Origin of the sequence: Pseudomonas sp. Leaf127 (genome assembly GCF_001423155.1) — a bacterium.
GTDB classification, from domain to species: Bacteria; Pseudomonadota; Gammaproteobacteria; order Pseudomonadales; family Pseudomonadaceae; genus Aquipseudomonas; species Aquipseudomonas ovata.
In genome coordinates this window covers 563,832-576,610 of the sequence record NZ_LMOA01000022.1, presented here as the reverse complement: position 1 = coordinate 576,610, position 12,779 = coordinate 563,832, and the positions used below count along the sequence as shown (strand labels likewise).

Annotated in this window: 12 protein-coding genes; 1 reads left to right on the top strand and 11 read right to left on the bottom strand. The window is 63.5% G+C overall.

The features are described from left to right. Positions 1–115: 115 nt before the first annotated feature. The 9 genes from hflC to ASF84_RS20390 form a co-directional block, all read right to left on the bottom strand. The gene (hflC, locus tag ASF84_RS20430) at positions 116–985 is read right to left on the bottom strand and encodes a protease modulator HflC (RefSeq protein WP_056840664.1); all 870 of its coding nucleotides are present in this window, start codon (positions 983–985) and stop codon (positions 116–118) included. Further along, positions 985–2,175 carry an FtsH protease activity modulator HflK gene (gene hflK, locus ASF84_RS20425; RefSeq protein WP_056840663.1) on the bottom strand — a complete coding sequence of 397 codons (1,191 nt, stop codon included), beginning with the start codon at positions 2,173–2,175 and terminating at the stop codon, positions 985–987. The genes hflC and hflK overlap by 1 nt, the downstream gene beginning before the upstream one ends. 96 nt (positions 2,176–2,271) lie before the next feature. Next, positions 2,272–3,573 carry a ribosome rescue GTPase HflX gene (gene hflX, locus ASF84_RS20420; RefSeq protein ID WP_056840662.1) on the bottom strand — a complete coding sequence of 434 codons (1,302 nt, stop codon included), beginning with the start codon at positions 3,571–3,573 and terminating at the stop codon, positions 2,272–2,274. Between the two features lie 12 nt (positions 3,574–3,585). Continuing rightward, positions 3,586–3,846: an RNA chaperone Hfq gene (gene hfq / locus ASF84_RS20415; RefSeq protein ID WP_056840661.1), complete on the bottom strand. Its 261-nt coding sequence runs from the start codon at positions 3,844–3,846 to the stop codon at positions 3,586–3,588. A 92-nt stretch (positions 3,847–3,938) separates the two neighbouring features. Then, positions 3,939–4,910, bottom strand: a complete 972-nt coding sequence (miaA, locus tag ASF84_RS20410) for a tRNA (adenosine(37)-N6)-dimethylallyltransferase MiaA (RefSeq protein WP_056840660.1) — start codon at positions 4,908–4,910, stop codon at positions 3,939–3,941. Then, positions 4,911–6,878 carry a DNA mismatch repair endonuclease MutL gene (gene mutL / locus ASF84_RS20405; RefSeq protein ID WP_056840659.1) on the bottom strand — a complete coding sequence of 656 codons (1,968 nt, stop codon included), beginning with the start codon at positions 6,876–6,878 and terminating at the stop codon, positions 4,911–4,913. Next, positions 6,875–8,296, bottom strand: coding sequence for an N-acetylmuramoyl-L-alanine amidase (locus ASF84_RS20400; RefSeq protein WP_056840658.1), 1,422 nt, complete (start codon positions 8,294–8,296; stop codon positions 6,875–6,877). The genes mutL and ASF84_RS20400 overlap by 4 nt, the downstream gene beginning before the upstream one ends. A 14-nt stretch (positions 8,297–8,310) precedes the next feature. Further along, complete coding sequence (gene tsaE / locus ASF84_RS20395; protein ID WP_056840821.1) at positions 8,311–8,793, bottom strand: tRNA (adenosine(37)-N6)-threonylcarbamoyltransferase complex ATPase subunit type 1 TsaE; 483 nt, start codon at positions 8,791–8,793, stop codon at positions 8,311–8,313. Then, the gene (locus ASF84_RS20390; protein WP_056840657.1) at positions 8,781–10,277 is read right to left on the bottom strand and encodes a bifunctional ADP-dependent NAD(P)H-hydrate dehydratase/NAD(P)H-hydrate epimerase; all 1,497 of its coding nucleotides are present in this window, start codon (positions 10,275–10,277) and stop codon (positions 8,781–8,783) included. Before ASF84_RS20390 ends, tsaE begins: the two co-directional genes overlap by 13 nt. Before the next feature lie 63 nt (positions 10,278–10,340). Here ASF84_RS20390 and queG point away from each other — a divergent pair, with 63 nt between their 5' ends. Then, entirely contained in the window at positions 10,341–11,447 is a 1,107-nt protein-coding gene (queG, locus tag ASF84_RS20385; RefSeq protein ID WP_056840820.1) for a tRNA epoxyqueuosine(34) reductase QueG, read from the top strand. Positions 11,448–11,521: 74 nt separating this feature from the next. Here the strand turns inward: queG and ASF84_RS20380 are convergent, their stop codons facing one another. Next, on the bottom strand, positions 11,522–12,133 hold the full coding sequence (locus ASF84_RS20380; RefSeq protein WP_056840656.1) for a trimeric intracellular cation channel family protein: 612 nt from the start codon (positions 12,131–12,133) through the stop codon (positions 11,522–11,524). A gap of 98 nt (positions 12,134–12,231) precedes the next feature. Then, on the bottom strand, positions 12,232–12,765 hold the full coding sequence (gene orn / locus ASF84_RS20375) for an oligoribonuclease (RefSeq protein WP_056840655.1): 534 nt from the start codon (positions 12,763–12,765) through the stop codon (positions 12,232–12,234). Positions 12,766–12,779: the final 14 nt, after the last annotated feature.

Sequence of the window (12,779 nt, the reverse complement as noted above, 5' to 3'; positions counted from 1 at the left end):
AATCAATCGTGCAGACGCAAAAAAGCCGGGATTTCCCCGGCTGCCGCATCATACACACGTTTTTGCATCCGATCACCCTACCGGACGGTTTTGCCGCCCGGCGGGGTGATTCAGATCAAGGCTTGACCTTCTCCAGATAGCGGAAGAACTCGCTTTTCGGGTCCAGTACCAGCACGTCGCTCTTGCTCGAGAAGCTTTCGCGGTACGCCATCAGGCTGCGGTAGAACGAGTAGAACTCCTGGTCCTGACCGTAGGCCTTGGAGTAGATCGCAGCGGCCTGTGCATCACCCTCACCGCGCGATTCTTCGGACTCGCGATAGGCTTCGGCCAGCAGCACACGGCGCTGACGATCGGCGTCGGCACGAATGCCTTCGGCCAGCTCGTTACCCTTGGCACGGTGTTCGCGCGCCTCACGCTCACGCTCGGTGCTCATGCGCTCGAACACGCTGCGGTTGACTTCCTTGGGCAGGTCGATGGCCTTGACGCGGACGTCGACCACCTCGATGCCCAGCTCTTTCTCCGCCATGCGGTTGAGCGAGCCGGTGATGTCCGACATCAGTGCGTCACGCTCACCCGACACGACTTCGTGCAGGGTGCGCTTGCCGAACTGGTCACGCAGGCCCGACTCCAGACGACGCGACAGGCGCTCGTCGGCAATCTGCTTGAGGCCGGAGGTCGCTGTGTAGAAGCGCTCGGCATCCTTGACCCGCCACTTGGCATAGGCATCGACCATCACGGCTTTCTTTTCCAGGGTCAGGAACCGCTGGGTCGGCGCATCCAGTGTCAGCAGGCGGGCATCGAAACGACGCACCTGGTTGACGTAGGGGACCTTCACATGCAGGCCTGGCTGGACATCGGCCTGAACCACGCGACCGAATTGCAGCAGTACGGCACGCTCGGTCTGCGACACGATGTAGAAGCTGTTCCAGGCGACGATCGCCAGCACCACGCCCACGATGAGTGCGAACAGTGATTTATTGCTCATCAGCGGCTCTCCCTGGTACGCGTCTCACGCTGCTGGATCTCGGTCGCCCGGGTGCCGGCATCGGAGTTCGCGGAAGACGAACTACCGGTCGCAGGCGACGCGGTGCTGTTGCCGCTGCGGGTGTTGTCGATCATCTTGTCCAGCGGCAGGTACAGCAGGTTGTTCTGCCCCTTGTCGCCGGTCACCAGCACCTTGCTGGTATTGCTGAAGACTTGCTGCATGGTTTCCAGGTACAGGCGCTCGCGGGTGATTTCCGGTGCCTTGCGGTACTCGGTCACCAGCTTGGTAAAGCGGTCAGCCTCACCCTTGGCGCGGGAAATCACTTCGTCGCGATAACCGTTGGCGTCCTCGATGATGCGCTGGGCCTGACCACGGGCTTCAGGGATCACGCCATTGGCGTAGCCTTCGGCCTGGTTGCGGGCACGCTGCTCGTCTTCACGGGCGCGGATCACGTCGTCGAAGGCTTCCTGCACTTCACGCGGGGCTGCCGCGCTCTGTACGTTGACCTGGGTGATGGTGATACCGGTGCGATAGGTATCGAGGAAACGCTGCAGGCGCTCCTTGATCTCGCTGGCCATCAGCTCGCGGCCTTCGGTCAGCACCTGGTCCATCGCCGTGGAGCCCACGACGTGGCGCAGGGCGCTTTCGGTGGCGTGCTGCAGGCTGATTTCAGGCTGGTCGACGTTGAGGACGAAATCCTGGAGGTTGGAAATGCGGTACTGCACGGTCAGCGGCACTTCGACGATGTTCTCGTCTTCGGTCAGCATCTGGCCCTGCTTGCTGTAGGCGCGCTCGCGGGTGACGTTTTCCATGTACTTGCGGTCGAACGGCGGGAAGTAGATGTTCAGGCCCGGCCCTACGGTTTCGTAGTACTTGCCGAACCGCAGGACGACAGCCTGCTCCTGCTCGTCGACGACATAGATGGCGTTGTACAGCCAGAAGGCCAGAACCACGAACAGGCCGATGCCCAGCAGGCCATAGCCGCCGCCTCTGTTCGAGCCGCCGCCATTGCCACTGCCATTGCCGTCGCCACCACGTTTCTTACCACCGCCGAGCAACCCCTTCAGGCTGTCCTGCAGCTTGCGGAAGGCTTCGTCGAGATCCGGTGGCCCCTTGCGGTCGCCACCACGACGGTTGCCACCCCAGGGATCCTGATTGTTCGAGTTGCCACCCGGCTCATTCCAAGCCATAGCGCTCTCCATCTGATAAAGCAAAGACGCGCCCTCGGCGCGCCGCCCCATGCTACAGAATGCCCGGGAAAGCCGTGCAAGCGCTTTCCCGTGCTTTTATTGCAAAGTGTGTTGCTCAATGAATTCCAGCGGCTGCAATCCTTCGCGACTCACCAGCCGATTGAGTTCGACACGCGGCAATCGCACAGCCAGCAGGCTGGAGCCTTCATCATCATGCGTTTCGCTCTGCACCGCGCCCAGCTCGAAAAACCGTGCGCGCAAACGCGCCAGATCCTGCGGCAGGCGCAAGGTCGCGACGAACAGGTCTTCGCCCAGCAGCTCGGCAACCGCCTGCTTGAGCAGCTCAAGACCACGGCCATCGCGCGCCGACACCCAGACCCGCTCGGGCTTGCCCTCGGCATTGCGCTGGATATGCGGCTCGACGCCCTCGACCAGATCGAGTTTGTTATACACCTCGAGGATCGGCAAGCCCTCGGCGCCGATCTCGCCCAGCACCGCCATGACCTGCTCGATCTGCGCCATGCGCTCGGGCTCGTGGGCGTCAATCACATGCAGCAGCAGGTCGGAGTTGCTCGACTCTTCGAGGGTTGCCCGAAAGGCCTCGACCAGCTTGTGCGGCAGATGACGAATGAACCCCACGGTGTCAGCCAGCACGATCGGCCCCAGGTCGTCGAGTTGCAGACGGCGCAGGGTCGGGTCGAGGGTGGCGAACAGTTGGTCGGCCGCGTAGACCTCGGAGTCGGTGACGGCGTTGAACAGCGTCGACTTGCCGGCGTTGGTGTAGCCCACCAGCGAAACCGACGGGATATCGGCACGCTTGCGGCCACGCCGGGCCTGGTCGCGCTGGCTGCGCACCTTTTCCAGCCGCCCCTTGATCTGGCGCAGGCGGACCCGCAACAGGCGACGGTCGGTTTCAAGCTGGGTTTCACCCGGACCGCGCAGGCCGATACCGCCTTTCTGGCGTTCGAGGTGAGTCCAGCCACGAACCAGGCGGGTGCTCATGTGCTCAAGCTGGGCCAGTTCGACCTGCAGCTTGCCTTCATGGGTACGGGCGCGTTGGGCGAAGATGTCGAGGATCAGCCCGGTACGATCAAGTACCCGGCATTCGAAGACACGTTCGAGGTTACGCTCCTGACTGGGCGTAAGGGTGTGATTGAAGATCACGAGATCGACATGATCGGATTTGATCTGGTCGCGAAGTTCCTCGACCTTGCCACTTCCGATCAGGTATTTGGCCGATGGCCGATGACGCGGCACGTTGATAAACGCGACGGTATCGGCACCTGCCGAGAGAGCCAGTTCCTGAAACTCCTGCGGATCTTCGCGCGCCTCAGGGTCTTGACCTTCCAGATGAACGAGTATCGCCCGCTCACCACCGCTGTGGCGCTCAAAGAACAAGGCAGGCTCCTATCAGGCGTTACCGGGCTCGGAATCACCGGCTTCGGTTTCCGAAGCGCTTGGCAGACGGATCGGACGAACCGGGACCACGGTGGAAATAGCGTGTTTGTAGACCATCTGGCTGACGGTGTTTTTCAGCAGAATGACGAACTGATCGAACGACTCGATCGTACCTTGCAGCTTGATACCGTTGACCAGATAGATCGAGACGCCGACCTTCTCCTTGCGCAAGGTATTCAAGTAAGGGTCTTGTAGCGAATGCCCTTTTGACATGTGCCGCACTCCTTTAAGGATCAATAATAAATAAACAAGAATTCGATAGGCTTGGCCGCTACCCCCCAAGGATAGACGGCAATTGCAAGGACTCAGCTCAATATGGAGACCGATCCCAGGTATTTCAAGGCGCGTGGCAGATTGTCGCGATCCAGACTGTCAAGCCACTGCAGATTTTCCCAGCTGCGTAGCCAGGTAAACTGCCGCTTGGCCAGTTGGCGCGTGGCAATGATGCCCCTCTCCTGCATTTCTTCACGTGTCAGCTTTCCATCCAGATGATCCCAGACCTGGCGATAACCGACGGCTCTGATGGCGGGCAATCCTGCGTGCAGGTCTGTCCTTGAGCGCAACGCCAGTACTTCATCCAGAAATCCCTGTTCCAGCATTTGCCCAAAACGTAATGCAATTCGGTCATGCAAGACCTTGCGATCAGCCGGTGCTATCGCGAGGTTGGCGACAGTATAGGGCAATTGCCCCTGTCCCGATGCTGATCCATCGGCACTTTGCGCAATTTGTTGCTCGTGATGCGCCGTCATGCTTTTTCCACTGACCCGATACACTTCAAGCGCCCGGACCAGACGCTGCGGGTCATTGGGATGGATGCGTGCAGCCGAGACCGGATCCACCGCTGCCAACTGGTCATGCAAGGCCTGCCAGCCATGTACCTTTGCCTCGGCCTCGAGCTGCGCCCGAACCTCGGCATCGGCGGACGGCATGCTGGCCAGCCCCTCCAATAGAGCCTTGAAATACAACATAGTGCCGCCGACCAGCAAAGGAATCTTGCCGCGTGCGGTGATGTCGGCCATGGCCTCGAGCGCATCACGCCGGAAATCGGCGGCCGAATAGCTCTGCGCCGGGTCAAGGATGTCGATCAGACGATGCGGGAATTCAGCCAGTTGCTGCCTGGAAGGCTTGGCGGTGCCGATGTCCATGCCGCGATAGACCAGTGCCGAATCGACACTGATCAGTTCGCACGGCAGTACCCTGGTGAGTTCGATGGCCAGGTCGGTCTTGCCGGCCGCAGTGGGCCCCATGAGAAAGATGGCCGGGGGTAAAGCGTTCATTCAGCGACCGCGCAGGAAGAGTTTGTCCAGATCATCCAGGCCCATCTGGGTCCAGGTGGGCCGTCCGTGATTGCATTGACCGCTGCGCTCGGTGTGCTCCATGTCGCGCAGCAGGGCGTTCATTTCCGGGATGGCCAGGCGCCGGTTGGCGCGCACCGCGCCGTGGCAGGCCATGGTGCCGAGCAGTTCGTTCAGGTGCGCCTGGACCCGGTCGCTGGTGCCGTACTCCATCAGGTCACCCAGCACGTCGCTGACCAGCCGATTGGCCTCGGCCTGCTTGAGCAGCGCCGGGATCTGCCGGATCACCAGGGTTTCAGGCCCCAGGCGATGCAGCTCGAAGCCCAGTTGGCGGAAGGTGTCGAGATGCTCCTCGGCGCAATCGGCTTCGCGCTGGCTCACCGCCAGCGATTCGGGCACCAGCAGCGGCTGGCCACTGAGGCCCTCCTGGGCCATGGCCACCTTCAGGCGCTCGTACATGATCCGCTCATGGGCGGCGTGCATGTCGACCACCACCAGGCCATGGGCATTTTCCGCCAGGATGTAGATGCCCTTGAGCTGCGCCAGGGCGTAGCCCAGCGGCGGCACATCACCGCCGGACTCCGGCAAGCTGGCCGACAGGGGCGTGGCACCGGGTGCGCCACCTGTGGCAGCCCCCGGCAACGGCGCAAAGAATTCGCGATAGACCTGCTGCGCTTCACCCGTCGGCAGGCCGGAAGCCGGGCGTGGCGAGTACTGGTAACCGGCACCGGGTCCTGCGCCCGCAGCGCCGCCATAAGCCGGGCCTTGCGGGCGCTCCAGCGTGTGCGCGGCCAGCGTCATTTCGCCCTGCGGGCCGAACTCACCGGCAGCCACCCCGGTCGGACGCGGCGCTTCGGGCTCGACCTGTGTATCGGCCAGATGGTCCTGTGGCCGCACATCGCCCAGGGCACGGTGCAGGGTGCCATAGAGAAAATCGTGGACCATGCGCCCGTCACGAAAGCGCACCTCGTGCTTGGTCGGGTGAACGTTGACGTCCACGGCCGCCGGATCGACTTCCAGAAACAGCACGAAGGTCGGATGCCGACCATTGAACAGCACGTCACGATAGGCCTGGCGCACCGCATGGGCGACCAGTTTGTCACGCACAGCGCGGCCGTTGACGAAGAAATACTGCAGATCGGCCTGGCTGCGCGAAAAGGTCGGCAACCCGACCCAGCCCCACAGGTGCAGACCGTTGCGCTCGATCTCGATCGGCAGCGCCTGCTCCAGAAAGCCGGGGCCGCAGATCACGCCAACGCGCCTGGCACGGGCGTTCTCGTCATGAGCCTCGTGCAGACTCAGGACGCTCTTGCCGTTGTGGCGCAGATGAAAGCCGACGTCGAAGCGCGCCAGCGCCATGCGCTTGATGACTTCCTGCAGGTGATCGAATTCGGTTTTCTCGGCCTTGAGAAACTTGCGCCGTGCCGGGGTATTGAAGAACAGGTCGCGCACTTCCACGGACGTGCCGACCGGGTGCGCCGAGGGCTGCACGCGGGAGTTCATTTCACGGCCTTCGGTCTCGACCTGCCAGGCCTGGTCGGCGCCTTGCGTGCGCGAGGTCAGGGTCAGGCGCGAGACCGAACTGATCGAGGCCAGCGCCTCACCCCGGAACCCCAGGCTCATGACCCGCTCGAGGTCTTCAAGCTCGCGGATCTTGCTGGTGGCGTGGCGGGCCAGCGCCAGCGGCAAGTCGTCAGCGGCAATGCCGCGCCCGTCATCGCGCACCTTGAGCAGCTTGATACCGGCCTGTTCGACATCGACATCGATGCGCCGCGCCCCGGAATCAAGGCTGTTCTCCAGTAGTTCCTTGATGACCGAAGCCGGGCGCTCGACCACCTCGCCGGCGGCGATCTGGTTGGCCAGCCGCGGGCTGAGCAATTCGATGCGCGCAGCCTCGACCCCATTGTCGGGCCCCTCGACAGGCACGCTGTCGGCAAGCAGATCGGTCATGGTTGTGAAGCAACCTCGGCACTGGGGATTCGCAAGTCCTGGCCAACACGCAACTCATCGGTTTTCAACGAGTTGGCACTGCGCAGCGTGGCGACATTCATGTCGTAGCGGGCCGCCACCATGGCCAGGGTTTCGCCGGAGCGTACGACATGATTGCGTGGGCCCTGGGCCAGCTTTCCGTTGTCACGCAGCCAGGCGATGTACGTACCCTGGGGCGGGTTCTGCTGGAAGAACTGCTTGACGCCGGCATTGATCGAGCGCGCCAGAGCCTGCTGGTGCGAGGCCGTGGTCAGTTTATTGGCTTCGTTGGCGTTGGAAATGAAGCCGGTCTCGACCAGGATCGACGGGATGTCCGGCGACTTGAGCACCATGAAGCCGGCCTGCTCGACCCGCGACTTGTGCAGCGAGGTGATCCGCCCGATGTTGCTCAACACCTTCTGCCCCACGTTCAGGCTCGACGACAGCGAAGCGGTCATCGACAGGTCCAGCAGCACGCCGGCCAGCATCCGGTCCTTGTCGTCCAGGCTGACCGCACCGGCACCGCCGATCAGGTCGGAGCGGTTTTCGCTGTCAGCCAGCCAGCGCGCGGTTTCCGAAGTGGCGCCACGGTCGGACAAGGCGAACACCGAGGCACCGAACGCGGCCTTGGACGGCGCAGCGTCGGCGTGGATCGACACGAACAGGTCGGCGCCCTTGGCCCGGGCGATTTCCGTACGCTTGCGCAGCGGGATGAAGTAGTCGCCGGTACGGGTCAGTTCGGCACGGTAGCCTTTTTCGGCGTTGACCTGGCGTTGCAGCTCCTTGGCGATGGACAGCACCACGTGCTTTTCCACCTGGCCCTTGCCGCCCGAGGCGCCAGGGTCTTCGCCACCGTGACCGGCGTCGATCACCACCACGATGTCACGCTTGCCGCTGGGCACCGGGGTCAGCTTGATCTCGGGCTTGGCCGGGCTGATCGGCACCGCCGGAGCGGTGGCCACGGTGGTTTCAGGCAGGCTTGGAGGCGGATTGGCATCGGCGGCGTCATCGAACAGGTCGACCACCAGACGGTTGCCATATTGCTGGTTGGGCGCCAGGGTAAAGCTCTTGGGGGTGACCGCCTTTTTCAGGTCGATCACCACGCGCAGGTCGGTTGGCGTACGCTGCGCCGAGCGCATGCTGGTGATCGGCGTATTGGCCGTAGCGATGTTCAACGGCCCGCCCAGGGTGGCGCCATTGATATCGATGACCAGGCGATCGGGCGAAGTCAGCGTAAAGACACTGTGCTGCACGGGCCCGGTGAGGTCGAACACCAGCCGGGTGTTATCCGGTGCACGCCACAGACGGACACTGCGTACCTGGGTAGCCGCCGCCCATACATCCACGGCCAGGGCCATCAACAGCAAACCAAGCACCGCCATCGGCGCGCGCATGCGCATACACTTCCCCATATCTATTGGCATTTACGATTGAATTGCATGGCCAGTGCCGAACACCAGCGTTCGCCACGCGAACCTTGCGGGCTCAGGGTCACGGCGCGACCCTGACCCTGGTGCCTAATGGTAATGGTCAGGTCGGGCTTTGGCAAAAAGCCTGCACCCAGTGAAGGCCACTCGATCAGGCACAGGGCATCGCTTTCGAAGTAGTCGCGGATGCCCATGAACTCAAGCTCTTCCGGATCGACCAAGCGGTACAGATCGAAGTGAAAGACCCGCAGCGCGCCGATTTCGTAGGGTTCGACCAGGGTAAAGGTCGGGCTTTTCACCGCGCCCTCATGCCCCAGGCTGCGAATCATACCGCGTGACAGGGTGGTCTTGCCCGCCCCCAGATCACCCTCGAGAAAGATCACACCCTTGCCGCCGGCCTCTTGGGCCAGGCGCGCACCCAGGGCCGTCATGGCCTCGTCGCCGTCCACTTGCAGGGTTATTTCAGACACGGTTGATGCTCCTCCAACAAGCGACGAATGACAGGAACAAGATCACTGGCCAACAGGCCCCGGCCTGCCGCACCGGCCTGCTCGCCCGCCCTGGCGTGCAGCCAGACGCCCAGGCAGGCGGCCTCATAGGCCCCCATGTGCTGGGCCAGCAGCGCGCCGATCAGGCCGGCCAGGACATCACCCAGGCCGGCGCTGGCCATGGCCGGATGACCCCGGTCGCACAGTGCCAGACGCCCCTGGGCATCGGCAATCAGGCTGCCGCTGCCTTTCAATACGCACACACCTTGATACTTTTTCGCCAACGCCCGCGCAGCGGCAGGCCGGTCGGCCTGGACCTCATGGAGGTCGACACCCAGCAGGCGCGCCGCTTCACCGGGGTGGGGGGTGATCACGCAAGCGCCCGGGATACTCACGTGTCCGGCGGCCAGCAGGTTGAGCGCATCGGCATCCCAGACCTGCAGCTTGTCGGCACAGGCAACGGCCGACAACAGGCTGCGGCCCCAACGGCCCTGCCCCAGTCCCGGCCCGACCACCAGCACGCTGGCAGTCGCGATCAGGTCCATCAGCTGATTGGCCGAACTCACCCCGGCACTCATGACTTCAGGCATGCGCACCAGCGCTGCCGGGATGTGTTCGGGGCGGGTGGCCAGGCTCAGCATGCCGGCACCACTGCGCAGGGCGCTTTCGGCACTGAGCAGCGCCGCGCCGCCCATGCCATGATCGCCACCGACCACCAGCACCCGGCCATATTGGCCTTTATGCGCCGTACGCGGTCGGGGCGCCAGTGGTGGCAGGTTGAAGCTGTCCAGGCGCTGCGCACTGACCGGTGTCGTGCCGAGTACATGCGGGTCGGCCTGCAGGTCGTCGAACACCAGATGCCCGACGCAATCGGGCGCCTGGGCCGTGAACAGGCCCAGCTTCAGGCCAATGAAGGTCACCGTGAGGTCGGCGCGCACTGCGCCCCCCAGCATTCGTCCGGTATCGGCACACAGCCCCGAAGGCAGGTCGACCGCAGCCACCGGCAAACCCGAGGCATTGATGGCCTCGATAGCCGACTTATAAGGTTCACGCACCTCACCGGCAAGCCCGGTGCCCAGCAGCGCATCGAGCACCACGCCAGACAGCGGCTGGCCAAGCCATTGCACAATATCGACACCCGCCGCCCGGGCCTCGGCGCACGCCGTGGCCGCATCGCCGCGCAAGGCGCCGGGGTCGCCCACCGCCAGCACCCGCACCGACCAGCCGGCCTTGTGCGCCAGGGCTGCCACCAGGTAACCGTCACCGGCATTGTTGCCGTGCCCGGCCAGCACGCTCAGCACCCCGGCGTCGGACCAGCGCCGGCGCATGGCCCGCCAGGTGGCGTGGGCGGCACGCTGCATCAGCTCCAGCCCTGGCGTGCCGCTGCTGATCAGCCGCGCATCGAGGTCGCGGACCTGGGCGGCGCTGTACAGCGCGTCGGGTAAATGGGCTTGAGTGTCTGGCATGCGTTCATGAGCTCCAATGTCTGGCAGAATTATACGCACCTTGTCTCTGGTTTCTCCTTTCGCATGTCCGCCACTACCGCACAACTGACCGACGACGACCTTGCCACCCTTGCCCGGTCGATCAAGACCTGGGGCCTTGAGCTGGGTTTCCAGCAAGTCGGCATCAGCGGGCTGGACCTCAAGGAGCACGAACTGCACCTGCAACGCTGGCTCGACGCGGGCTACCACGGCGAGATGGACTATATGGCCGCGCACGGCAGCAAACGTTCCCATCCCGGGCAACTGGTGCCCGGCACCTTGCGCGTGGTGTCGCTGCGCATGGATTACCTGCCGGGCGACAGCGAGATGAACCAGCGTCTTGGTGAGCCGGAAAAAGCCTACGTCTCGCGCTATGCCCTGGGCCGTGATTACCACAAGCTGGTACGCAAGCGCCTGCAACAACTGGCCGAGCGCATTCAGCAGGCCATCGGCCCGTTCGGCTTTCGCGCCTTCGTCGACAGCGCGCCGGTGCTGGAAAAGGCCATTGCCGAGCAGGCCGGCCTGGGCTGGATCGGCAAGAACACCCTGGTGCTCAACCGCAAGGCCGGCAGCTTCTTCTTTCTGGGCGAGCTGTTTGTCGACCTGCCCTTGCCGGTTGATGCGCCTCATGCCAGCGAACACTGCGGACGTTGTACCGCCTGCCTGGACATCTGCCCGACCGCCGCCTTCGTCGGCCCTTATGTGCTTGATGCGCGGCGCTGCATTTCCTACCTGACCATCGAGCTCAAGACCGCCATCCCCGTCGAGCTGCGGCCCCTGATCGGCAACCGCGTGTTCGGCTGCGACGATTGCCAGATCGTCTGCCCCTGGAACCGCTTCGCCAGGCCGACGACGCAAGGCGACTTCCAGCCGCGCCATAACCTGGACAACGCCGGCCTGGCCGAACTGTTCATGTGGGACGAAGAGCGCTTTCTGGCCTGCACCGAAGGCTCCCCGCTGCGCCGCGCCGGCTACGAGCGCTGGCTGCGCAACCTGGCAGTCGGCCTGGGCAACGCGCCCTCGACCATCAGCGTGCTGCAGGCCCTCGAAGCACGCCGCGACTATCCGTCAGAGCTGGTGCGCGAACATGTGGAATGGGCGATCGAGCAACACACCAGCAGGAGCGACCAGCGGTCGCGAATGCCACAGTGAATCATGCAGACCTTTTCGCGGCCGCTGGTCGCTCCTCCAGATCTGACGCCAAGGTGGCAGATGACGTCCTGTACTTAATGATCATCCTTGTAGACAAACTTGGGCATTTCCCATTTGAAGCGGATGGCCAGCAGGCGCAGCAGGAGACCGCCTGACAGGGTGATCAGGATCGCCTGCTCCTCGGGCAGGTTGAAATAGCCGCACAACAGGAAACACCAGGCCGCCAGGAACGACACGCTGGCGTACAGTTCGCGGCGGAAGATCAGCGGGATGTCGTTACAGAAGATGTCGCGCAGGATGCCGCCGAATACCCCCGTGATGACCCCGCACACCGAGGCGATCAACATGCCGTGGCCGGCTTCCAGGGCGGTCATGCAGCCGATCAGGGTAAAGGCCACCAGCCCCAGGGCGTCGAGCACCAGAAACAGCGAGCGCAGGTGACGCATCAACGGCGCGATGAAAATGGTCACCAAGGCTGCCACGCTGGTCAGCACCAGGTATTCGGGGTGTTTGACCCAGGTCAGCGGGTAGTGGCCGATCAGCACATCACGCACCGAACCGCCGCCCAGGGCCGTGACGCAGGCGATCAGCACCACGCCGAACCAGTCCATGCCACGACGTCCGGCCGACAGGGCACCGGTCATGGCCTCGGCCGTGATGGCAATCAGGTAAAGCATCAACAACATGGCGGCAGCCCCGGTGACAAAGGCGCGCAGTCTACCCAGCCGCCCTGCGCACTGAAAGGGTGCGGCGAAGTTTATTCACCGCACGCAGGCAGTGGTGCTTACTTGATGAAATGCTGGCGGTAGTAACGCAGCTCGGCAATGGACTCGCGAATGTCGTCCAGCGCCAGGTGGGTGCTGCCCTTCTTGAACTTCAGCTCCGGCGACCAGCGGGCGGCCAGCTCCTTGAGCGTCGAGACGTCCAGGTTGCGGTAGTGGAAGTAGTTTTCCAGGCTTTTCATGTGCCGGTACAGGAAGCGGCGGTCCTGGCAGATGCTGTTGCCGCAGATCGGCGAACTGCGCTCCGGCACCCACTGCTTGATGAAGTCCAAGGTCAGGGCCTCGGCCTGCGCCATGTCGACCTGGCTTTCGCGCACCCGCTGGGTCAGGCCCGAGCCGCCGTGCTGGCGGGTGTTCCATTCGTCCATGCCGGCGAGGATTTCATCGCTCTGATGAATGGCGATCACCGGGCCTTCAGCCAGGGTATTGAGTTCGCTGTCGGTAATGATGGTGGCCATCTCGATGATGACGTCATGATCAGGATCGAGACCGGTCATTTCCAGGTCGATCCAGATCAGGTTGTGCTTGCTCTGCATGTTCGGGCTCCTCG